At 73.8% G+C, this 22,028-nt stretch carries 20 protein-coding genes; 8 read left to right on the forward strand and 12 right to left on the reverse strand.

Annotated elements, in window-relative coordinates:
• Positions 1-28 precede the first annotated feature (28 nt).
• On the forward strand, positions 29-784 hold the full coding sequence (locus ACF089_RS13970) for a PhzF family phenazine biosynthesis protein (protein ID WP_392025843.1): 756 nt from the start codon (positions 29-31) through the stop codon (positions 782-784).
• Positions 785-928: 144 nt separating this feature from the next.
• On the opposite strand, the gene ACF089_RS13975 is transcribed toward ACF089_RS13970, so the two are convergent.
• Together ACF089_RS13975 and map are read right to left on the reverse strand one after the other, a co-directional pair.
• A complete protein-coding gene (locus tag ACF089_RS13975) occupies positions 929-1,606 on the reverse strand; it encodes a heme oxygenase (biliverdin-producing) (protein WP_392025844.1) in 678 nt (225 codons plus the stop codon).
• A gap of 143 nt (positions 1,607-1,749) precedes the next feature.
• Entirely contained in the window at positions 1,750-2,607 is an 858-nt protein-coding gene (map, locus tag ACF089_RS13980; RefSeq protein WP_392025845.1) for a type I methionyl aminopeptidase, read from the reverse strand.
• An 81-nt stretch (positions 2,608-2,688) separates the two neighbouring features.
• On the opposite strand from map, the gene ACF089_RS13985 reads away from it, so the two are divergent.
• A complete protein-coding gene (locus tag ACF089_RS13985) occupies positions 2,689-2,925 on the forward strand; it encodes a hypothetical protein (protein WP_392025846.1) in 237 nt (78 codons plus the stop codon).
• Positions 2,926-3,104: 179 nt separating this feature from the next.
• On the opposite strand, the gene ACF089_RS13990 is transcribed toward ACF089_RS13985, so the two are convergent.
• Positions 3,105-4,385: an MFS transporter gene (locus ACF089_RS13990; RefSeq protein ID WP_392025847.1), complete on the reverse strand. Its 1,281-nt coding sequence runs from the start codon at positions 4,383-4,385 to the stop codon at positions 3,105-3,107.
• Between the two features lie 148 nt (positions 4,386-4,533).
• Positions 4,534-5,139, reverse strand: coding sequence for a hypothetical protein (locus ACF089_RS13995; protein ID WP_392025849.1), 606 nt, complete (start codon positions 5,137-5,139; stop codon positions 4,534-4,536).
• 106 nt (positions 5,140-5,245) lie between these two features.
• Between ACF089_RS13995 and npdG the strand changes: the two genes are divergently transcribed.
• Positions 5,246-5,941 carry an NADPH-dependent F420 reductase gene (npdG, locus tag ACF089_RS14000; protein WP_392025851.1) on the forward strand — a complete coding sequence of 232 codons (696 nt, stop codon included), beginning with the start codon at positions 5,246-5,248 and terminating at the stop codon, positions 5,939-5,941.
• A 225-nt stretch (positions 5,942-6,166) separates the two neighbouring features.
• Complete coding sequence (locus tag ACF089_RS14005) at positions 6,167-6,349, forward strand: hypothetical protein (protein WP_392025853.1); 183 nt, start codon at positions 6,167-6,169, stop codon at positions 6,347-6,349.
• A 32-nt stretch (positions 6,350-6,381) separates the two neighbouring features.
• On the opposite strand, the gene ACF089_RS14010 is transcribed toward ACF089_RS14005, so the two are convergent.
• Positions 6,382-7,188, reverse strand: coding sequence for a site-2 protease family protein (locus ACF089_RS14010; RefSeq protein ID WP_392025854.1), 807 nt, complete (start codon positions 7,186-7,188; stop codon positions 6,382-6,384).
• Positions 7,189-7,321: 133 nt separating this feature from the next.
• On the opposite strand from ACF089_RS14010, the gene ACF089_RS14015 reads away from it, so the two are divergent.
• Complete coding sequence (locus ACF089_RS14015; protein WP_392025856.1) at positions 7,322-10,717, forward strand: BTAD domain-containing putative transcriptional regulator; 3,396 nt, start codon at positions 7,322-7,324, stop codon at positions 10,715-10,717.
• Positions 10,718-10,741: 24 nt separating this feature from the next.
• Here ACF089_RS14015 and ACF089_RS14020 read toward each other — a convergent pair whose 3' ends face one another.
• The 3 genes from ACF089_RS14020 to panB all read right to left on the reverse strand — a co-directional run bounded on the left by ACF089_RS14020 (position 10,742) and on the right by panB (position 13,701).
• Positions 10,742-11,635, reverse strand: coding sequence for an ABC transporter permease (locus tag ACF089_RS14020; RefSeq protein WP_392025857.1), 894 nt, complete (start codon positions 11,633-11,635; stop codon positions 10,742-10,744).
• Positions 11,632-12,645 (reverse strand): ATP-binding cassette domain-containing protein, encoded by a 1,014-nt coding sequence (locus tag ACF089_RS14025; protein ID WP_392025859.1) that lies wholly within the window; start codon positions 12,643-12,645, stop codon positions 11,632-11,634. Before ACF089_RS14025 ends, ACF089_RS14020 begins: the two co-directional genes overlap by 4 nt.
• Positions 12,646-12,840: 195 nt before the next feature.
• Positions 12,841-13,701, reverse strand: a complete 861-nt coding sequence (panB, locus tag ACF089_RS14030; protein ID WP_392025861.1) for a 3-methyl-2-oxobutanoate hydroxymethyltransferase — start codon at positions 13,699-13,701, stop codon at positions 12,841-12,843.
• Between the two features lie 444 nt (positions 13,702-14,145).
• Here panB and ACF089_RS14035 point away from each other — a divergent pair, with 444 nt between their 5' ends.
• The gene (locus tag ACF089_RS14035) at positions 14,146-15,171 is read left to right on the forward strand and encodes an endonuclease/exonuclease/phosphatase family protein (protein WP_392025863.1); all 1,026 of its coding nucleotides are present in this window, start codon (positions 14,146-14,148) and stop codon (positions 15,169-15,171) included.
• Between the two features lie 181 nt (positions 15,172-15,352).
• Here the strand turns inward: ACF089_RS14035 and ACF089_RS14040 are convergent, their stop codons facing one another.
• The 3 genes from ACF089_RS14040 to ACF089_RS14050 form a co-directional block, all read right to left on the reverse strand.
• Positions 15,353-17,107, reverse strand: a complete 1,755-nt coding sequence (locus ACF089_RS14040) for an NAD+ synthase (protein ID WP_392025865.1) — start codon at positions 17,105-17,107, stop codon at positions 15,353-15,355.
• A gap of 101 nt (positions 17,108-17,208) precedes the next feature.
• A complete protein-coding gene (locus ACF089_RS14045) occupies positions 17,209-18,801 on the reverse strand; it encodes a multicopper oxidase family protein (protein ID WP_392025867.1) in 1,593 nt (530 codons plus the stop codon).
• Positions 18,802-18,946: 145 nt separating this feature from the next.
• Entirely contained in the window at positions 18,947-19,603 is a 657-nt protein-coding gene (locus tag ACF089_RS14050) for a hypothetical protein (RefSeq protein WP_392025869.1), read from the reverse strand.
• A gap of 286 nt (positions 19,604-19,889) precedes the next feature.
• On the opposite strand from ACF089_RS14050, the gene ACF089_RS14055 reads away from it, so the two are divergent.
• Together ACF089_RS14055 and ACF089_RS14060 are read left to right on the forward strand one after the other, a co-directional pair.
• Positions 19,890-20,564, forward strand: coding sequence for a DUF998 domain-containing protein (locus tag ACF089_RS14055; RefSeq protein ID WP_392025871.1), 675 nt, complete (start codon positions 19,890-19,892; stop codon positions 20,562-20,564).
• On the forward strand, positions 20,564-21,448 hold the full coding sequence (locus tag ACF089_RS14060) for an alpha/beta fold hydrolase (RefSeq protein WP_392025873.1): 885 nt from the start codon (positions 20,564-20,566) through the stop codon (positions 21,446-21,448). The genes ACF089_RS14055 and ACF089_RS14060 overlap by 1 nt, the downstream gene beginning before the upstream one ends.
• 116 nt (positions 21,449-21,564) lie before the next feature.
• Here ACF089_RS14060 and ACF089_RS14065 read toward each other — a convergent pair whose 3' ends face one another.
• Positions 21,565-21,984: a CBS domain-containing protein gene (locus ACF089_RS14065; protein ID WP_392025875.1), complete on the reverse strand. Its 420-nt coding sequence runs from the start codon at positions 21,982-21,984 to the stop codon at positions 21,565-21,567.
• Positions 21,985-22,028 lie beyond the last annotated feature (44 nt).

The following is a 22,028-nucleotide window of genomic DNA, read 5'->3' on the forward strand; positions in this document are numbered from 1 at the left end:
CCGCCCCTCCTGGTGCTTCAATGCCCCCGTGAACGTACGCGATCCGCGCCATGTGCTCGATGTGCTCAACGTCTTCTGCGACGCCGACGGACGGCACGGCAACCCCCTCGGGGTCGTCCGCGACGCGCGCGGCTACCCCGACGACGCCTCCCGGCAGGCGCTCGCCGCCGAACTCGGCTACAGCGAGACCGTGTTCGTGGACGACCCCGAGCGCGGGGTCGTGGACATCCACACCCCGGGGCTGCGGCTCCCCTTCGCCGGGCATCCGCTCGTCGGCGCCGCCTGGCTGCTCGACCTGGAGGAGCTGAACGTGCCGGCGGGGACCGTATGGGCCCGCGACGACGGCGAGTTCACCTGGATCACCGCCCGCGCCGAATGGGCCCCGCCGAGGCTGCTCCAGCGGTACGCGACCCCGGAGGAGGTGGACGCGCTGCCCGCGCCGCCGCCGGGGGAGGGCTGGCTCTACGCCTGGGCGTGGGAGGACGAGGCGGCCGGACGGGTCCGCGCGCGCGGCTTTCCCCGGCGCGGCGGCCCGATCGCGGAGGACGAGGCCACCGGCGCGGCGGCGCTGCTGCTCACCGAGCGGCTCGGCCGGGCCCTGAACATCACCCAGGGCCGCGGGTCGCAGATCCTCACGGCCCCCGGCCCCGACGGCACGGTGGAGATCGGCGGACGGGTGCGGATCTCGGCCGCGGCCCCCACCCGCGTACGCGGCATCGCGGGCCCGGCCCCGGTCCCGGCCCGCCGGCTCAGCGTCACCGAGGCCCTGCGGCTCATGAGCTGAACCGGGCCCGGGAGCCCGGGAGCCCGAGAGCACCGGCCCCCGGGCTCACGAGCACCGGGCCCCGGGCCCCGGAGCCCGAGGCGAACGCGCCGGAGCGCCGGGCCCCGACGGGACCCGGCGCTCCGGAGAAGGTCGTACGTCCGCTCAGGCGCTGAGCGGGAACTCGGTGTCCAGCGCCCGGAAGACGGAACCGTTGAAGTCGAACGCCCGCTTGCACTCGTCGACGATGCGCTGCTTCTCCAGATCGTCCGTGTCCACCGCGTCCAGCAGCTCCCGGTACCCCCGCTTGAACGCGGCCGGGTTGGAGATCCGCTCGAACACATAGAACCGGACGCCGTCGCCCTTGCGGTCGAAGCCCCAGGTCTTCTCCGCCCGGTCACGGATGATCTGACCGCCGGAGAGATCGCCCAGATAGCGCGTGTAGTGGTGGGCCACATACCCGGCGGGCCAGGTGCGCGCGCACTCCGTGACCCGCGCCGCGTACGCCTCGGTCGCGGGCAGCGCGGTGGCGTGCTCGCGCCAGTCGGGGCCCCGCAGATGCGCGAGATCGCGCTCCAGCTCGGCCGTGCGGAACAGCTCGGGCTGGATGAAGGGCCCGGCGACCGGGTCGTCCTTGAGCGATTCGGCCGCCTCCTCCAGCGCCCGGTACACGAACCACAGCTGCTCGGTGTAGCGCGCGTAGGCGTCGACCCCGAGCCGGCCGCCCAGCAGGTGCCCCATGAAGGGGGAGCCCTCGGCCTCGGTGTGCTGCTCGTGCGACGCGACGCGGATGACCGTCGAGAAGGGAGTGCCGGTGGGCGTGTCGGTGGCGGTGGCGTCCAAGGCAGTGACCTCCAGGACAAGGGGACGGACGAACGGGCGGCACGCGGGCATGACCGCTGCCGCCTCCGATCATCCTACTTAGGCTTACCTAAGTCAATGGGTTCCCGACGCCCTGTCGGTAAAAAGTACGCCGCCCGCCCCGGTCAGGGCAGGGTGAGGATCTCCGTACCGGTCTCCGTCACCACCAGCGTGTGCTCGAACTGGGCAGTGCGCTTACGGTCCTTGGTCACCACGGTCCACCCGTCCTCCCACATGTCGTACTCATGGGTGCCGAGGGTCAGCATCGGCTCGATGGTGAAGGTCATGCCGGGCTGGATCACGGTGGTGGCGTGCGGGGAGTCGTAGTGCGGGACGATCAGCCCGGAGTGGAACGAGGAATTGATGCCGTGCCCGGTGAAGTCGCGGACCACGCCGTAGCCGAAGCGCTTGGCGTACGACTCGATGACCCGGCCGATGACATTGATCTGCCGGCCCGGGCGGACGGCCTTGATCGCCCGGTTGAGCGACTCCCGGGTCCGCTCCACCAGCAGTCGCGACTCCTCGTCGACGTCGCCGCAGAGATAGGTGGCGTTGTTGTCGCCGTGCACCCCGCCGATGTACGCGGTGACGTCGAGGTTCACGATGTCGCCGTCGCGCAGCACGGTGGAGTCGGGGATCCCGTGGCAGATGACCTCGTTGACCGAGGAGCACAGCGACTTCGGGAAGCCCCGGTAGCCGAGGGTGGAGGGGTAGGCGCCGTGGTCGCACATGTAGGCGTGGGCGACCCGGTCCAGCTCGTCCGTGGTCACCCCGGGGGCGATGTGCTTGGCGGCCTCCTCCATCGCCCGCGCGGCGATGCGGCCCGCGATCCGCATCCGTTCCACGGTCTCGGCGTCCTGCACCTCCGGCCCGGTGTACGGGGTCGGGGAGGGCTTTCCGACGTATTCGGGACGCCTGATGGCGGCGGGGACGGAGCGGGCGGGGGAGATCTCCCCGGGCACGAGCAGTGACTGGCCAGACATGCCAGCGAGTCTAACCAGGGGGTGTGGGGCAGCATGGCCTACGAAGGGCCGGACGGCCCGGTGACGGGAAGGGAGCCGACGATGGCCCTGTTCAAGAAGCGCACGGCGGGCAAACCGGGCGAGTGGTACTACTGCCTCAAGCACCAGAAGGTGGAGGAGGGCCCGGACTGTCCCGCGAAGGACCGTTTCGGCCCTTACACCACGCGCAAGGAGGCGGAGCAGGCGATGGAGACGGCCCGCGAGCGCAATCTGGAGTGGGAGACCGACCCGAAGTGGCACGACGCCCCCCGGGGCGACGCCGGGAGCGGCCGGGACTGAGCCGCCACGGCCGGCCCGGCCCCGTACCCGCCCGCTCGCCGGTACGGGCCGGGCCGCCGCCCACTCGCCGGTACGCGGTCGGGTCGCCGTTCATCCACCGGTACGGGGCCGGGGCGCCGCCCATCTTCGGTACGGGTCGGGTCGCCGCCCACCCGACGGTACGGGCCGACGGCCGTCGCTCATTCGCCGAGCGCGGCCTCCCGCTGGGCGCGGCGGAGCTGGGCGTCCTCGTCGGTGTCGGAGTCGTACCGCACCAGCTTGGGCAGCGCCGCCGCCATCAGCACCACGCCCGCGATGCAGACCACCCCGCCGCTCCAGATCGCCGCCCTGGTGCCCGTCCAGCCGGCCATCGCGCCCGAACGGACCTGGCCCAGCTGGGGGCCGACGCTGTACGAGAGCACCTCGATGCCCGCCAGCCGCCCCCGCAGCTCGTCCGGGATCGTCTGATTCCAGATCGTCATCCGGCCCAGCCCGCTCAGGGTGTCGCCCGCGCCCGCGACCGCCAGCGCCACCAGCACCAGCCACACGCTGTCGAACCAGCCCGCCGCCGCGATGCCCAGCCCCCACGCGCCCGCGCCGTAGATCACCAGCAGCCCGTGCCGCCGCACCCGGGTGGTCCAGCCGCTCATCGCGCTCAGCAGCACCGAGCCCACGGAGATCGCGGCGAACATCAGGCCGAGCGACCACGGCGCGTTCAGATCGTCCGCGAGGAACGGGAAGATCGCGATCGGGAAGGCGAAGATCATCGCGACCAGGTCGATGGCGTAGGTCCCCATCAGCACCGGGCGCGACCAGGCGTAGCGCGCGCCCTCCACGATGCCGCGCAGCGAGGGCTTCTCCGCGTCGTGCGCGGGCGGCGCGGGGGCGAGCCGCAGACACATCAGCACCGAGACGGCGAACCCGAGCAGGGTGATCCCGTACGCCGTCGCGTGGCCCGAGTACGCCACCACCAGACCGGCCGCCGACGGGCCGGCGATCCCGCCGAGCTGCCAGCGCAGATTGTTCAGCGCGGCGGCCGCCGTCAGCTGGTCGTGCGGCACGATCCGGGCCAGCATCGCGTCCAGCGCGGGCCGCTGGAGCCCGGCCATCGCCGAGACGCCCGCCGCCACCACGTACAGCGGCCACAGCAGCGGCTCCGGCAGCAGCGCGTTCACCATCAGGATCACCGCGAGGAGCCCGAGGCCCGCCTCCGTGGCGATGATCAGCTTGCGCCGGTCGACGGCGTCCGCGAGGGCCCCGCCGTACAGCCCGAAGACGATCAGCGGCACCAGCTCCACCGCGCCCATCGCGCCCACCGCGAGCGGCGATCCCGTCAGATCCTTGATCTGGAGCGGCAGCGCGATCATCGCCATGGCGCTGCCGAAGTGGGCGATCAGCCCCTGCACCCACAGCAGCCGGAAGTCGGCGGAGGATCGCCAGGGCGAGAGATCGGGGAGTATCGCGGAGAGCTTCGACGTCACAACGTGCCATCGTCCGTCTCCCCGTCCCGCCCGGGCAACCGAATTCCGTGTGACCTGCGTAATCCCCGGCCCGGGAGACCCCGGAGGTCCGATCGGCCCGGGCCCGGGGCCCGGGCCGCGTACCCCCCTCGCTCCCCCGGAGGGGGACCTACCAGCGGGCCGGGGGCGGGGCGGTCAGCTGGTCGACCAGGCGCGAGAGGCGGTCGCGGAAGCGGTGGGGGCCCCGGGCGTCGGGGACGCTGTTCTCGCCCGCCGCCGCGCTCACGAGATGCTGCACCAGATCGAAGTCCACCGAGTCCCCGCCGGCCGCCACCGTCAGCGCCTCGTGCGCCAGGGAACGCACCTCCCGGTCCCCGCCCTCCAGCGCCAGCACCGTGACGCCCGCCCGGCGGGCGTCGTGCACCCGCTCCAGCAGCGCGTCCTCGGGCCGCTCCGGGGCCACCACGAGCAGCGTCTCCCCGCGCCGCACCCGCTCCAGCCGGCCGAGCCCCACCCCCAGATGCGCCGGATCGCCGGGCCGCGCCCGGTGCCGGACCAGCGTCGGGGCCAGCTCCGGCAGCCCCGACCAGGCCGCCTCGTCCACCAGATGCGCCGCCAGATGCCACGGCTCGTACTCCTCCGTGCCCACCAGCAGCAGCCCCCCGCCCCGCCGCACCACCGACGATCGCAGCACCCCCGCGAACCGCCGGGTCGCCCCCGGCCACTCGGTGCCCGACAGAACCTCGCGCAACAGCGCCACCCGTACGGTGTCCATGGCCCCGCATCCTGCAACACCCGCCGTACGAAGGCGTGCCGGTCGGTCCTCCCTCACCCGTTCGGGTCGACCGGCCCGCCGTCGTACCTGCGAGTAGGGTCGGCCCATGACTTCCACTGAGAACACAGCGCCCAAGGATCCCCGGGACCTCCCCGACGTGTCCGGACTCGTCGTCGGAGTCCTCGGCGGCACCGGTGACCAGGGGCGGGGCCTCGCCTACCGGCTGGCCCTGGCCGGCCAGAAAGTGATCATCGGCTCCCGGGCCGCCGACCGCGCGCGGAGCGCCGCCGCCGAACTCGGCCTGGGCGTCGAGGGCGCGGAGAACGCCGAATGCGCCCGGCGCAGCGATGTGGTGATCGTCGCCGTGCCCTGGGACGGACACGCCAAGACCCTCGAAGCCCTGCGCGAGGAGCTGACCGGCAAGCTCGTCGTCGACTGCGTCAACCCGCTCGGCTTCGACAAGAAGGGCGCGTACGCGCTGAAGCCCGAGGAGGGCAGCGCCGCCGAGCAGGCCGCCGCCCTGCTCCCGGACTCCCGGGTCGCCGCCGCCTTCCACCACCTCTCCGCCGTCCTGCTCCAGGACGCCTCGGTCGAGCGGATCGACACCGATGTGATGGTGCTGGGCGAGTCCCGCGCCGACACCGACATCGTGCAGGCGCTGGCGGGCCGCATCCCCGGCATGCGCGGAGTCTTCGCGGGCCGGCTGCGCAACGCCCACCAGGTCGAGTCGCTGGTCGCCAATCTGATCTCGGTCAACCGCCGCTACAAGGCCCACGCGGGCCTGCGCGTGACCGACGTCTGACCGGCCCCGGAGGCGGTCGCCCGACCGACGTCCGGCCGGTCCCGGAGGCGGTCGTCCGGGCGGCGTCCGGCCGGCGTCCCGCCGTGTCCTCGGGGGACGCCCGGCCCGGCGCCGCGGGCCGCCCCCGGCGGTCGCGGCGGCTCGCCCCGGGCGCGGTGACGACGCGAGCGGGGCATGGGGGACACTGGACGGGACGGAAAACACCCCCGACAGGAGCCTCACCCCATGCCCCGCCTCGCTCTCTTCGCACTCGTCGTCTGCGCGCTCGCCGTCACCGCGGCCGTGCTCTCCTTCACCCAGGGCATGTGGATCGGCGTCCTGTGGGTGCTGGTCGCCGGGCTCTCCTCCAACATGGCCTGGTACTACTTCCGCAAGGCCAAGCTGGAGCGCGCCGCCGCGACGGGCTGACGCCCGGCCCCGAAGGAAGGGGCGGGCAGGCCCTAGCGGTCCGCGAAGGACGCGCAGAACTCGTTCTCGCCCTGCCAGAACCGGTAGTAGTCGAAGCCGCAGCCGCTCTCCAGCTCGCTCACGCCCAGCACCCCCAGCACCGCGTCCACCCCGCCGAAGAACATCCGGTTCACCTCGGGGATGAACAGCAGCGCGAACACCAGGAACAGCCCGAACGGCGCGAGCGGCTCCACCTGACGGCGGACGCGGTACGAGAGCCAGGGCTCGATCACGCCGTAACCGTCCAGCCCCGGCACCGGCAGGAAGTTCAGGATCGCGGCGCTGACCTGGAGCAGCGCCAGGAACCCCAGCGCGTACCGGAAGACCGTCGGCACCCCGTCCAGCGCGTCCAGCCAGAACGGCGCGGTGCACACCACGGCGAACAGCACATTGGTCAGCGGGCCCGCCGCCGAGATCAGACTGTGCTTCCAGCGGCCCCGGATGCTGCCGCGCTCGATGAAGACCGCGCCGCCCGGCAGACCGATGCCGCCCAGGATCACGAAGAGCACCGGCAGCACGATGCTCAGCATCGCGTGCGTGTACACCAGCGGGTTGAGCGTCAGATACCCCTTGGTGCCCACCGACAGATCACCGCTGTGATGGGCGGTGCTCGCGTGCGCGTACTCGTGCAGACAGAGCGAGACGATCCACGCCGAGGTCACGAAGAGGAAGACGGCGAGCCCCGCCGAGGCGGCGAAGTCCGTCCAGACCGCCCAGCCGGTCACCGCCGTCACCGCGGCGATGCCGAGGAACACGGGGCTGACGCGCCGGTCGCCCCGGCGGGAGGCAGTGGTGGACATGGCGCGACTCCTGGGGTGCGGGGGACCTGCGGACCGAACCGTACACGCGGCGGGGCAACGCGCGGGCGGGCCCCCACGGTTCCCCGCGCCGTCCGCCGGGGACCCGCCGACGCGCACCAGGGACAATGAACGGGTGCGCATCTCGCTGATCGGCACCACCCAGGCCCACCGCGGCGACGGCACCCCCGTCGCCCTCGGCGGCGCGCGGCTGCGCGCCCTGCTGACCGTGCTGGCGATGCGCCCCGGACGCACCGTCCCGGTCGGCCGCATCGTGGACGAGGTCTGGGCCGGGGACCCGCCCGCGGACGCGCCGGGCGCGGTCCAGGCGCTGGTCGGCCGGCTGCGCCGGACGCTCGGACGGGACGCGGTCGGCTCCGCCGAGGGCGGCGGCTATCTGCTGTGCGCCGGGACGGACGACGTGGACCTCCACCGGTTCGACCGGCTGACGGCCCAGGGCGCGAAGGCCGTGGCGCGGGGCGACGCCCGCGCGGCGGAGGCCCTGCTGGACGAGGCGCTGGAGCTGTGGCGCGGCCCCGTCCTCGCCGATCTGCCCGACCGGGACGCCGAGGCCGCCCGCTGGGAGGCCCGGCGGCTGGACGCCCGCCGCACCCGGCTCGACGCCCTCCTGGCCCTCGGCCGCGCCCAGGAGACCCTGCCGGAGCTGGCGGAGCTGTGCGCCGCCCACCCGCTGGACGAGCCCCTCCGGGTCCTGCGGCTGCGCGCCCTCGCGGCGGCCGGCCGGCCCGCGCAGGCCCTCGCCGAGTACGACGCCTTCCGCCGCCGTCTCGCCGACCGCCTCGGAGCCGACCCCGGGCCGGCCCTGCGCGACCTCCACCGCGAACTCCTCTCCACCGGCGGTGCCGCCACCGCCACCGCCGCTCCTGAAACCGTGCCCGCCCCTGAAACCGCGCCCGCGCCCGCACCCGAGGCCGGGCCGGTGCCCGCACCCGAGGCCGGGCCCGTCCGGCGCGGGAACCTCCGGGCGCGGCTCACCTCCTTCGTCGGACGGGAGCACGACCTCGCCGCCCTGCGGGACGACCTCGCCGCGGCCCGGCTCGTCACCCTCCTCGGCCCCGGCGGGGCGGGCAAGACCCGGCTCTCCCAGGAGGCCGCCGAGCGGACCGCGCCCGACGCCCCGGACGGCGTCTGGTTCGCCGAACTGGCCTCCGTCGACGATCCGGACGACGTCGCCGAGGCCGTCCTCTCCGTCCTCGGAGTCCGCCAGACCGTGCTGCGCGGCTCCGGGGCCGAGGAGCTGAGGGCCGCCGACCGGCACGGCGACGACCCCCTCGTACGCCTCGTCGAGCACTGCTCCCGCCGCCGGATGCTCCTCGTCCTCGACAACTGCGAACATGTCGTCGGCGCGGCCGCCGCCCTCGCCGAGACCCTGCTCACCCACTGCCCCGGGCTGCGCGTCCTCGCCACCAGCCGGGAGCAGCTCGCCGTCCCCGGCGAGCTGCTGCGGCCCGTCGGCCCGCTCCCCGACCCCAGCGCGCTGCGGCTGTTCGCCGAGCGCGGGGCCGCCGCCCGGCCGGGATTCAGCGCCGAGGACGATCCGGAGGCCTGCGCCGAGATCTGCCGGCGGCTCGACGGCCTCCCGCTCGCCATCGAACTCGCCGCCGCCCGGCTGCGCATGCTCACCCCGCGCCAGATAGCCGACCGCCTCGACGACCGCTTCCGTCTGCTCACCGCGGGCAGCCGCACCGTGCTGCCCCGCCAGCAGACCCTGCGCGCCGTGGTCGACTGGTCCTGGGACCTCCTCGACGCCTCCGAGCGGGCCGTGCTGCGCCGGCTCTCCGTCTTCTCCGGCGGCTGCGAACTCGCGGCGGCGGAGGCGGTCTGCGCCGACGCGGGCGCGGGCACGGAGACCGACTCCCGCTCCGACTCCCGCTCCGGCGGCGGTGTCGACGTGCACGACATCGCCTCGCTCCTCGGCTCCCTCATCGACAAATCCCTCGTCGTCGCCGAGCCCGGCGGCCCGGACGGCATGCGCTACCGGCTGCTCGAAACCGTCGCCGAGTACGCCGCCGAACGCCTCGGCGAGGCCGGCGAACGGGCCGGGGCCGAGCGCCGCCACCTCGTCCACCACCGCGAACTCGCCCGCGCCGCCGACCCCATGCTGCGCGGCCCCGACCAGGTCGCGGCCATCGCGCTGATCCAGCGCGAGTACGAGAATCTGCGCACCGCCCTGCGCCGCGCGATCGCCGCCCGGGACGAGCAGGAGGCGCTCTGTCTCGTGCTGTACCTCGCCTGGTACTGGCAGATCAGGGACCTGCGCGCGGAGGCCCGCCACTGGTCCGGCGCCGCCGCCGCGCTCGGCCCCGACCCGTTCGCGCCCCCGGTCGCCCCCGCGCCCCCGGTCTTCGAACGGTTCACGGACGCCCCGCCGCCCATGGGTCCCGAACTGCTCCAGGAGGCCCGCCGGGGCAACGCGCTGATCCACATGACCTTCTTCCAGCACGACAACCAGGCCTGGAGCAGCGCCGAGAGCCTGGAGCGCATGCGCGGAGTCGTCCGGGCCTACCGCCCGGGACTGCCCCAGACCTGCCGCTCCCCGGGCGCGCTCTGGTTCTTCGCCGTCCTGATGACCGGCGAGGCCGACCGGCTCAAGGACATGCTGGACGAGACCGTCCGCGCCTGCCGCGCCCTCGGGTACGACTGGGAGCTGGCCAGCGCGCTCCAGTCCCGCGCCGGGGTCCTCGCCAACCGGGGTCTCTGGGCTCCGCAGGCCACCCGCGACGCCGACGAGGCGCTGGAGATGTTCATCCGCATCGGCGACTCCTGGGGCGCGGCCGAGGCGCTCTCCGCCCGCGGCGAGTCCCGGGAGCGCCGGGGCGAGTACGCGCTCGCCGCCGAGGACTTCGCCACCGCCCTCGGATACGCCGAGCGGGTCGGCGCCCGCACGCATGTGGCCGTCTTCCGGGCCCGGCTCGGCGGGATCCTGCTGGAACTGGGCGAGGAGGAGTGCGGCGAGCGGGTGATCCGCGAGGTGCTCGCCGAGAACGACGGCGTGTCCAACGAGTGCACGGCCGTCGCCCGGATCTATCTCTCGCTGTGGCTGGGCCGCACCGGCCGCCGCCCGGAGGCGCGCGAGCACGTCCGGGCGCTGATCGACCAGTTCCACTCCAACACCATGGCGATCTTCGAAGGCATGGTCGTGGGCTATCTCGCCTGGCTCGATCTCGCCGACGGCCTTCCGGGGCAGGCGCTGGACCAGGCGCGGTACGCGCTCGAACAGGCCCTGGACCCGCTGTGCCGGGTGGTCGCCCCCCAGCTGGCGGTGGTGCATCTGGTGACGGCGGCCGACGCGCTGGCCCAGGCCCGCCCCGAGCGGGCGGCGGACGCGGCCCGGCTGCTCGGGGCCTCCGACGTCCAGCGGCCCGAGGCGCACTTCGCCTCCGCGCACGAGCGGAAGTGCCGCGCGGAGGCGGAGGCGTCGGTGCGGGCGGCCCTCGGCGACGACGCGTACGCGAGCGCGTACGCCGAGGGCGGCGCCCTCACCCTGGAGGAGGCCGCCGCCCTCGTCTGAGCCCGGGCCCGCACCCGGTGCGGCTCAGGTGTGCTTGCGGAACTTGGCGATCGCGAGCGGCGCGGTGACCGCCGTGATGGCCGCCGCCCAGCCGAGCGTCCACCAGACCGAGGAGGCGAACTCGCCGCCGTTGATCAGGGCCCGCGCCGCGTCGGCCAGATTGGAGAGCGGGTTGTAGTCGGTGAAGGTCCTCAGCCAGCCGGGCATCGTGGACGGCGAGGCGAAGATGGACGAGCCGAACTGGAGCGGTATCAGGATGAGCATGGCCAACCCCTGGACGGCCTGGGCCGTCTTCACCGTGAGACCGAGCAGGATGAAGATCCACATCAGGGACGCGCCGAAGAGCAGGGAGAGCCCCATCGCGGCGAACAGCCTCCACACGGAGGTCCCCAGCTCCATGCCGAGCAGAAAGCCCATGCAGAGCAGGATCGTCATGGCGATCGTCATCCGGCCGATCTCGACGACGATCTTCGCGATCAGCACCGACGAGCGGGCGATCGGCATGGACCGGAAGCGGTCCATCACCCCCTTGCTCACATCGGTGTTGACGCCGGTGCCCACCGCCATGGCGATGCTCAGGCCCATCATCGCCATCAGACCGGGCACGAGGTAGTTGACGTACTCCTCCCGGTTCCCCTGACCCGAGATCGCCCCGCCGAAGACATAGACGAACAGCAGGGTGAAGATGATCGGCATCAGCAGGGCGTCGGCCATCGAATCCGGGTCCTGCTTGATCTGGAGGGCGTTGCGGCGCACCAGCGCGCCGATGTGCCGCAGATGGGACCGGAGGCCGATCCGGCCCTCGTCGGACGGATCCGCCGGGGCGGGCGGGGCGCTGCCCTCGCCCGTGGCGTCGGTGGCCCCAGCGGTGTCAGCGGCGCCGGCGGTGTGGGCTCCCGGGCTGGTGGTCGTGGTCATACGGCGGCCTCCTCGGGGTGTGCCCCGGCGTCCGCGGTCGGCTCGCCGGTGATCGCCAGGAACACCTCGTCCAGGCTGGGCATGTGGGTGTCGATGTGGGCGATGCCGAAACCGTGCGAGGCCATCAGGCCCACCACCGCGGTCAGCTGCGCGTCCGCGAGGATGGGCACGGACAGCCCGCCCCCGTCGGGGCCGACGCTCGCTCCGGGGATCCCGCCGAGGCCGGACTCGCGCAGCGCCCGCGCCATCGCGGGCAGGTCGCCGGGGTCGCTGGGCCGGATCCGCAGGGTGCGGCCGCCGACCCTGGCCTTCAGCTCGTCCACGCCGCCGGAGGCGATGACCTTGCCCCGGTCGATGACGGTCAGCTCGTCGGCGAGCTGCTCGGCCTCCTCCATGTACTGGGTGGTGAGCAGGACGGTCATGCCCTCCCCGACCATCCGCTTCACCTCGTCCCAGACCTCGTTGCGGGTCCTGGGGTCGAGTCCGGTCGTCGGCTCGTCCAGATAGAGCACGGAGGGCTGTCCGATCATCGAGGCGGCGAGGTCGAGCCGCCGCCGCATCCCGCCGGAGTACTGGGCCGCGACCCGCTTGGCCGCCTCGGTGAGTGAGAAGCGCTCCAGCATCTCGTCGGCCCTGCGGCGGGCCGCGGCGCGGGACAGATCGAGCAGCCGCCCGATCATGTAGAGGTTCTCCCAGCCGGAGAGCTTCTCGTCGACCGAGGCGTACTGTCCGGTGAGCCCGATGACACGGCGCAGCTGCCGCGCCTGGCGGACCACGTCGTATCCGGCGACGGTGGCGGCGCCCGCGTCGGGGACGACGAGCGTGGAGAGGCAGCGTACGAGGGTGGTCTTGCCGGCGCCGTTGGGTCCGAGGACCCCGAGGACGGTGCCTTCGCGGACCGTGAGGTCGACCCCGTCCAGCGCCTTGGTCTCGCCGTAGTGCTTGACCAGCCCCCGCACCTCCACGGCGGCCCTCCCGCCGTCGCCCGGGTTCCTGTCGATTCGCTTCATGGCCCCCACGATGGGCCCCGCGTCCGACAGACCGCCGACAGGCCGCTGACAGACGGCTGACAGCCGGGCCGTACCGCTGTCAGCACGGCCCGCACGGCCCGCACGGCCCCGCCCGCATCGGCGGCGCGGGCCGGGAAAGCGGACGGCCCGCCGGGGGAGAACCCCGGCGGGCCGCCGATCGGACTGTTGCGAGCCTCAGTGGAAGGTGTGCTCCTCCAGCGGGAACGCCCCGCCCGCGACATCGTCGGCGAAGGCCTTCGCCGCGTCGCCCAGGGTGCGGCGGAGGTCGGCGTACTGCTTGGTGAAGCGCGGCACCTTGCCGCCGGTGAGTCCGGCCATGTCGGTCCAGACGAGGACCTGGGCGTCCGTGTCGGGGCCCGCGCCGATGCCGATGGTCGGGATGTGCAGGGAGCGGGTGACCTCGGCGGCCAGCTCGGCGGGCACCAGCTCCAGGACGACGGCGAAGGCGCCCGCGTCCTGGGCCGCCTTTGCGTCGTTCAGTAGCTGGTGGGCGGCCTCGTCGCCACGGCCCTGGACCCGGTAGCCCATGGTGTTCACGGACTGCGGGGTCAGGCCCAGATGGGACATGACCGGGATCCCGGACTGGATGATCAGCTCGGTCTGCGGCAGCGAGCGCTCGCCGCCCTCCAGCTTGACCGCGCCGACGCCCGCCTCCTTGACCAGCCGGGTGGCGTTGCGCAGGGCCTGTACGGGGCCCTCCTGGTACGAGCCGAAGGGCAGATCGCCGACGATCAGCGCCCGGCGGGAGCCGCGTACGACGGCGGCGGACAGCAGGGTCATCTCGTCCATGGTGACCGGCACGGTGGTCTCGTAGCCGAGGTGGGTGTTGCCCATGGAGTCCCCGACGAGCATGACCGGGATGCCGGCCTCGTCGAAGACGGACGCGGTCATCGCGTCGTATGCGGTGAGCATCGGCCACTTCTCGCCGCGCTCTTTCGCGGCGGCGATGTCGTGGACGGTGATACGGCGAGTGCCCTTGCCGCCGTACAGCGCCTTGCTGCTGTCGGCGGGCTTTCGGGCAGCCTGAAGCGTCATGGTCAACGGCTCCTCATGTCATCTCGAGGCGCCCTGACGGCGTCCCCGGATCACTCCCCATGGTGGCACTTCGTGCCGCCTGCACGGAAGGGGGCCGCCCTCCTCACCGAGCGTCGCCGCGTGGACACGGCACGCTGTGGGCGGCACTCCGTGCCACCGGCCGGCCGGGACCGCGCGGCGGCCGGTCCGGGGCGGCCGGTCCGGACCGGCCCGGGGCGCGCCCGGCCCGCCGCGCCGGGGCGAGATCCGGTGCGCGGGTCGGCCGCCGGGCGATGCGTGTTCCGTCACACCTTCCCGACCTGCCCCGATATCAGGAACCGTGGGTGCCGCCCGGTCGTCATCGGCACAGAACGGCCGCCCCCGGGGCGGCGTGACAAGTACCGTCATCGCCTAGTGTCATCGGCGAGGCTCGTGTGACGGCGGCAAGTCAGTAAGGACAGCTCCATGGTGCAGGCGTACAAGACGGAGACCGGGAGCGGCGGCCCGGAGGACCTCGTCACCGATTCCCGCTCCCGCCGTCTGCTCGAACGGTGGCGCGGCGACCGGGACATCTGGCGGCGCGGCGTCGTCCTCGCGGTTCTCGCCGTGCTGGTCGCCCTGTTGATGATTTTCCACGCCCAGATCCCCAACCGGATCGGCAACTTGGGCAGTCTGGGGGAGACCTTCCTGCCGTGGCTGGGGGTGCTCTTCGTCCCGGTGCTGCTCGTCGCCGCGCTCTGGCGGCGCTCCGCGACCGCGCTGATCGCCGTCCTGGTGCCCGCGGTCGTCTGGGTCAACCTCTTCGGCGGGCTGCTCACCGACAAGTCCACCTCGGGCGGCGATCTGACGGTCGCCACGCACAACGTCAACGCCGAGAACCCGGACCCGGCGGGCACCGCCGAGAAGGTCGCCGCCTCGGGCGCGGACGTGCTGGCCCTCCAGGAGCTGGCCCAGGGTCAGGTCCCGGTCTACGAGAAGGCGCTGGCCGCGACGTACAAGTACCACTCGGTGCAGGGCACGGTCGGGTTGTGGAGCAAGTACCCCCTGGCCGACACCAAGCCCGTCGACATCGGGATGGGCTGGACCCGCGCGATGCGCACCACGGTGACCACGGCCAAGGGCGAGGTGGCCGTCTATGTGGCCCATATGCCGTCGGTACGGGTGAAGATGCGCGCCGGGTTCACCGCCGGCCAGCGCGACGACAGCGCCGACGCCCTCGGCGAGGCGATCGCGGACGAGCGGACCGGCAAGGTGGTCCTGCTCGGCGATCTCAACGGCACCATGAACGACCGCGCGCTCAACGCGGTGACCTCCCAGATGCGTTCGACCCAGGGCGCGGCGGGCGACGGCTTCGGCTTCAGCTGGCCCGCCTCCTTCCCCCTGGCCCGGATCGACCAGATCATGGTCAAGGGCGTCGAGCCGGTCTCCTCCTGGACCCTGCCCCGCACCGACAGCGACCATCTGCCGATCGCGGCCCGCGTGGAACTCTGAACGACGGGATCCCCGAACCGGGGTCCGGATCGCGGGGTACGGGCCCGGGGTCCGAAACACGAAACACGAAACACAGGACACAGGACACGGGACACAGGACACGACGAGGGCCCGGAGCGAATCGCCGCTCCGGGCCCTCGTCATGGTCTCCCCGCGCCCCGGTCCGGCGCGGTCGCGGAGGTCAGCCCGTCGATTCGCGCCAGCGGTTGGTGATCGGCAGCCGGCGGTCCTTGCCGAAGCCCTTCGCCGAGATCTTGGTGCCCGGCGGGTACTGCCGGCGCTTGTACTCGGCGGTGTCCACCATCCGCAGCGTCCGGGCGACCAGCTCCTCGTCGTACCCCGCCGCCACGATCTCGTCCTTGCCCCGGTCGCCGTCCACATAGAGGGCGAGGATGTCGTCCAGGACCTCGTAGTCCGGCAGCGAGTCGGTGTCGACCTGGCCGGGGCGCAGCTCCGCGCTCGGGGGCTTGGTGATCGACGCCTCGGGGATCGGCGGGGTCTGGCCGCGCTCCTCGGCGGCCCGGTTGCGCCACTTCGCCAGCCGGAAGACGGTCGTCTTGTACACGTCCTTGATGGGCCCGTACGCGCCGACCGAGTCGCCGTAGAGCGTCGAGTACCCCACCGCCAGCTCGGACTTGTTGCCCGGCGCGAGCACGATGTGGCCCTCCTGGTTGGAGAGGGCCATCAGCAGGGTGCCGCGCAGCCGCGACTGGAGATTCTCCTCGGCGAGGCCGGTCAGCCCCAGCGAGCCCATGTAGGCGTCGAACATGGGCGCGATCGGCACCGTGCGGAAGTTGAGTCCGGTACGGCGGGCCAGCTCGGCTGCGTCGTCCTTGGAGTGGTCCGAGGAGTACTTGGACGGCATGGAGACGCCGTAGACGTTCTTCGCGCCGACCGCGTCGCAGGCGATCGCGGCGACGAGCGCGGAGTCTATGCCGCCGGAGAGCCCGATGAGGACGGACCGGAAGCCGTTCTTGGCGGCGTACGCCCGCAGACCCACCACCAGCGCCGAGTACACCTCCTCGTCGTCGTCGAGCCGCTCGGCGTAGCCGCCGGTCACCTCGGGCTCGTACGCCGGGAAGGGCTCGGCGGAGATCGTCGCGTGCTCGATCCGCAGTCCGTCGTCCACCACGCCGGAGGGGATCTCCCCGGCGGCGGGCAGCTCCAGATCGAGGACGACACAGCCCTCGGAGAACTGGGGGGCGCGGGCGATGATCTCGCCCGCCGCGTCGACCACGATGGAGTCGCCGTCGAAGACCAGCTCGTCCTGGCCGCCGATCATCGCCAGATACGCGGTGGTGCACCCGGCCTCCTGGGCGCGCTTGCGCACCAGCTCCAGCCGGGTGTCGTTCTTGTTCCGCTCATAGGGGGAGGCGTTGACCGAGAGCAGCAGCCCGGCCCCGGCGGACCGGGCGGCGGGCACCCGGCCGCCGTCCTGCCAGAGGTCCTCGCAGATGGCGAGGGCCACATCGACCCCGCCGACGCGGATCACGGGCAGGGTGTCGCCGGGCACGAAGTAGCGGAACTCGTCGAAGACGCCGTAGTTGGGAAGGTGGTGCTTGGCGAAGCGCAGCGCCACCTCGCCCCGGTGCAGCACGGCGGCCGCGTTGCGCGGGGTGCCGGCGGGCTGGCCGTACTTCGGCTGCGCGCTCTCGGAGCGGTCGAGATAGCCGACGACGACGGGCAGCTCGCCGAAGCCCTCGTCGGCCAGGCGGACGGCCAGCGAGCGCAGGGCGGACCGGGACGCCTCCACGAAGGAGGAGCGCAGGGCCAGATCCTCCACGGGATAGCCGGTCAGCACCATCTCCGGGAAGGCGACCAGATGAGCCCCCTGCTCGGCGGAGTGCCGGGTCCAGTGCACGATCGACTCGGTGTTGCCGGTGAGGTCGCCGACGGTCGAGTCGATCTGATTCAGGGCGAGGCGTAGTTGAGGCACGCCCCCCAGTGTAATCGTCTTTCTGACGCGATGTCCTGGCGGAGCGGTGTGGCACCGCCCACGGGCGGCCGGGGCACGGTCCCCGGCCGCCCGGGATCCGGTTACTTGCGGTAGCCGAGCACCGTCATCATGCCCGCCTCCGCGTGGTAGACGTTATGGCAGTGGATCATCCACAGACCCGGGTTGTCCGCGTCGAAGTCCACGCTCAGGGTGGCGTTGGGCAGGATGATCGCGGTGTCCTTGCGCGGCCCGTCCGGGGTGTTCGCCAGGGCGAAGGTGTGCCCGTGCAGATGGAGCGGATGCCACATCCCGGTGGGGTTGCGGAAGATCAGCCGCACCCGCTCGCCGGAGCGGACCTCGTACCTCCGGTCGGGGCTGTACGGCTTCCCGTCGAAGCCCCAGTCGTACTTCGCCATCCCGCCGGTCAGCTCGATCCGGACGGTGCGGTCGGGCTTGCGGCGGGGGAGCGCGACCGAGGCGTCGGCGCGCAGCCGGTCGGCGGTCAGCAGCCGCCCGGACAGCTCCTTCGGCCGTACGGAGGCGGCCGGGGCCGCGCCGCCGCCGGTGCGCAGCAGGGCCAGCGCGGCGGCCTTCTTGCCCTCGGCGACGGCGGTGAGCGGGAAGACCCCGTCGCCCGCCGTGACCAGTACGTCATAGCGCTCGCCCATGCCCAGCAGCAGGGCGTCGGTCCTGGCGTGCCGGACCGGGAAGCCGTCGGTGTGGGTCACGGTCATCTCATGGCCGCCGAGCGCGACCCGGAAGGCGGTGTCGCCGCCCGCGTTGATGATCCGCAGCCGGATGCGGTCGCCGGGCCGGGCGCGGAAGGAGGTGGGCGCGGCGGGGAGTCGCCCGTTGACCAGGTAGTGCGGATAGGCGACGTCCCCGGCGTCCCCGCCGAGCAGATCGCTCTTCGCGCCCATCATCATCCGGGACGGGCCCTTGGGGTCCTCGGCGGTCACGCTCACGGGCGAGATCCCGCCGTGCCCCTCGTGCCCGCCGCCGTGCCCGCCCCCGGACATGCCCTTGCGCAGCTCCGCGAGGACCGCGTCCGGGGTGGACCCGTCCACCCCGTCGACCCAGTCGTCGAGGACGACGACCCACTCCTTGTCGTACTCCAGCGGCTCCTTCGGGTCCTCGACGATCAGCGGCGCGTAGAGACCCCGGTCCTGCTGGACGCCGGAGTGGGGGTGGAACCAGTACGTGCCCGGGTGCGCGAGCGCGAACCGGTAGGTGAACTCGGCGCCCGCCTTGACGGGCCGCTGGGTGAGCCCGGGGACCCCGTCCATGTCATTGCGGAGGGCGAGCCCGTGCCAGTGCATGGAGGTCGTCTCGGGGAGGTGGTTGGCGAGGGTCAGCGCGAGGGTCTCCCCGGCGGCGGCCCGGACCTCGCGGCCCGGCAGCCGGTCCCCGTAGGCCCAGGTGCGGACGGTCTCGCCCCCGAGGTCGAGCCGCGCGGCGGTGGCGGTGAGCCGCACCTTCCGCTCGGGGCCGCCGCCGCGCGCGGCCTCGGCGGCGGCGACCTCGTCGCCGTCGGGGGCGACGAATCCGGCCGGGGCCGCGCTCTTGGCCCCCGCTCCGCCGTGACCGGCGTGGCCGCCGCCGCTCCCGGAGGAGGAGCAGGCGGCCAGGACGCCGGTCCCGGCGACGGCGAGGGAGGCTCCGACGACGGAGCGGCGTGTGATGTGCGTACGCATGACTGAGTGCACCTCGTGGTCTGTCGGTGAAGGGCATACGGACGGGCCGGGGGCCGCCGCGAGGGCGACGGGAGGGCCCGGGGTCCTTCTCTTGGATCAGGCCGGACCAAGGCGTGCGAGCCCGGCGGGATCGGAAGGAGAGGCCCTAGATCCGCAGGACCGACAGACGGGTGAGGCGGGTGCGAGGGGGCGGCGGACGGGGGCGGGGGCCCGGGCCGGGCCGCAGGCCGTGCGCGCGGGCGGGGCCGTGCCCGGCCCGGCGGCGCCACCAGGCCCGGACGGCGCCGAGCAGGGCCGCGCCCCATACGCCGAGCACGGCCAGACAGACCGTGGACGGGTCCAGGCCGTGGCCGCCGGGGGCGGTGGATCCGCTCGGTCCGGTGGAGCCGGTGGAGTCGGTCGATCCGTGGGCGTGGCTGCCTGCAGGGTCGGCCGGGTCGGCGGCGGGCGGGATCGCGGCTTCTGGTGCGTCGGGTGGGTTGAGTGTGTTGGGTGTGACCAGTGCGTCTGGTGAGGCTGGTGTGCCCTGTGCGGCTGGCCTGGCTGGTGCTCCCGGTGCTTCCAGCGCGCCCGGAGCGATCGCTGGGCCCGGTGTGTGCCCGGTGGAGTGCTCCGGGGCGGCCGGGCCCGGCGCGTGCGGTACGCGGTGCTCCAGGGCGACGGCGGCGATCCGCGGTTCGGACGCGGCGGGGGACCCGTGCGCCGCCGGGTGGCCCAGCGTGTGCATGCCGGCGAGGCCGAACAGCAGGGCGAGCAGCAGCAGCGGCGACCACCGCCCCCGCACCGCCTCGACCTTCGCCATGGTGGGGCATCTTACCCCTACCCGGTAGGAGTGTGTGATCCCGGTCGCCCCGGACCGCTGGTCGACCGCCGGTCTGGACGACCGGACCGGCGGTCGGCCGCACCGGATCCCCGGCCGGGACCCGCGACCGGGCCCGGCCTGCGCCGAGGCCCGCGCGGCCGGGCTCCCGGCTCCGCCCCGCAGCGGCGGGCGGGCCGCTCCGCGGGCCCGTTCTCCCGCCGGAGGCCCGTGCCGGCCCGGGCCCCGCCCCCAGGGGTTTCGCGCCGAGTCGGCGATTATGGGTCGTATGATCGCCGTCCTGATAGCCCTCGGCGCGCTCGTGTACACCGCCTGGCTGCTCGAAGTCGCCCTCCCCACCGGCCTCGACCCCCTCCAGACCTATGTCAGCGAGCTCGCCGCCGAAGACCAGCCCTACGGCGTGTTCTTCCGCTCCGCAGACCTCACCGCCGGACTGCTCGTCCTCGCCGGAGCGCTCTGGGCGCTGAAGGCGGCGCTCGCCCGCACCCCGCGCGCGCCCTGGGACCTCGTCGGCTGGGGCGGGGTCGCCCTCTTCGGCGCGGCGACCGCCGTCGACTCCCGGCTGCCGCTCAGCTGCGCCCCCACCGCCGATCCCGCCTGCGCCGCCCGGGAGGGCGCCGGGCTGGTCCCCGCCACCCACACGGCGCACGCCGTCAGCTCCTCCCTCGCCATGACCGGCGCGATCATCGGCATCGTCGCGCTCACCGTCGCGGCCCGCCGCCACGGCCGATGGCCCCTGATCGCCCGCTTCGGCCCGGCCCTCGCCGCCCTCGAACTCGCCGCCACCGGCTGGACCCTCGCCTCCGTCGCCGCCTTCGAGGCCGGAAGCGGAACCTACGGACTGGGAGCCGGTCAGCGGCTCCAGGTGCTGTTCGTGGCAGTCTGGCTGGGACTGCTCGCGCTGTCCCTGGCGCGGGAGCGCAAGGGTGAGGCGGCACGGTGATGTTCGTACGGATCGGGGGAGTGCCCCACCATGTGGTCGTCGAGGGCGGCGGACCGCCCTGTGTGCTCAGCGCGGGGCTCGGGCTGAGCTGGTTCGACTGGGACCCGGTCGTCCCCCTGCTCGCCCCGCACCGCACCGTGGTCCGCTTCGACCGCCCCGGGCACGGGCTCAGCGCCCCGGCGCTCGTCCCGCCGTCCGCCGCCGGCGAGGCCCACCGCGTCGCCGCGGTGCTCGACGCGCTCGGACTGGACGAACCCGCCGCCGTCGTCGGGCACTCGATCGCCGGCTTCCACGCCGAGGCCTTCGCCCGGCTCCACCCGGCCCGTACCGCCTCCCTCGTCCTGGTCGACTCCAGCGTCGAGGAGGAGGCCCGGGTCCCCGCCGCCCCCGCGCTGCGCACGGCGGCCGCCCGGGCCGCCGCCGGAGCGCTCGGCGCCCTGGGCGTCCCCGCGGCGCTCGGGCCCGCCGCCCGGCGCGCCGCGATCCGGATCGGCCGGACCGGCGGCGGCGACCCGGCCCCCGCCGGGCTCGTCCACCGCTGCTACAGCACCTCGCGCGTGGTCAGGGGCGCCCTCCTGGAGAACGCCCATTACCAGGCGGTGGCCGCCGAACTCCTCGGACTGCGCGAACGCCGGCCGCTGCCCGCCGGAGCGCCGGTGACCGTCCTCGCCGGGACGGACGGCGGACGGCGCTGGACGGCCCGGCAGCGGGAACTCTCCCTGGCGCTCGGCGCGCGCTTCCGCGAGATCACACCGGCCGGGCATCTGCTGATGCTGGACGCACCGGACGCGGTCGCCCGCGCGGTGCTCGGCGACGAGGCTCCGCGGCCGAGGGGCGACGAGGACCGGGGCGCGCGGCGCCCGGCGGCTCAGCCCCTCGCGTAGACCGGCTCGGTCTCGCGCACGGACTCGCTCAGCCTCTCGCGTAGACCGGTTCGGTCTCGCGCACGGACTCGCTCAGCCTCTCGCGTAGACCGGTTCGGTCTCGCGCACGGACTCGCTCAGCCTCTCGCGTAGACCCGCTCGGCCCAGCCGGCGAGCTGCTCCTCCGACAGATGCTGGGCGAGGTCCGCCTCGCTGATCATGCCGACCAGCCGCTTGTTCTCGATCACGGGCAGCCGCCGGATCTGGTGCGCCTCCATCTCCTGGAGGACGTCCTCGACGCCGGAGTCCGACGCGATCCAGCGCGGGGTGCCCTGCGCCATCTCGCCCGCCGTCACCTTGGCCGGGTCGTGGCCCATGGCCACACAGCCGACGACGATGTCCCGGTCGGTGAGAATGCCGCTGAGGCGTTCCTGTGCGTCGGCGATGGGCAGCGCGCCCACATTCAGATCGCGCATCAGCTGCGCGGCCCGGTCGAGCGTCTCGTGCGCGGGGATCCACTGGGCCCCGGGGTGCATGATGTCCTTGGCGGTGGTCATGGCGTGCGCGCCTCCTCAGAGCGGCTTGTGCGCGGGCCAACCCA

The sequence above is a fragment of the Streptomyces sp. NPDC014894 genome (assembly GCF_043080985.1).
Taxonomy (GTDB): Bacteria; Actinomycetota; Actinomycetes; order Streptomycetales; family Streptomycetaceae; genus Streptomyces.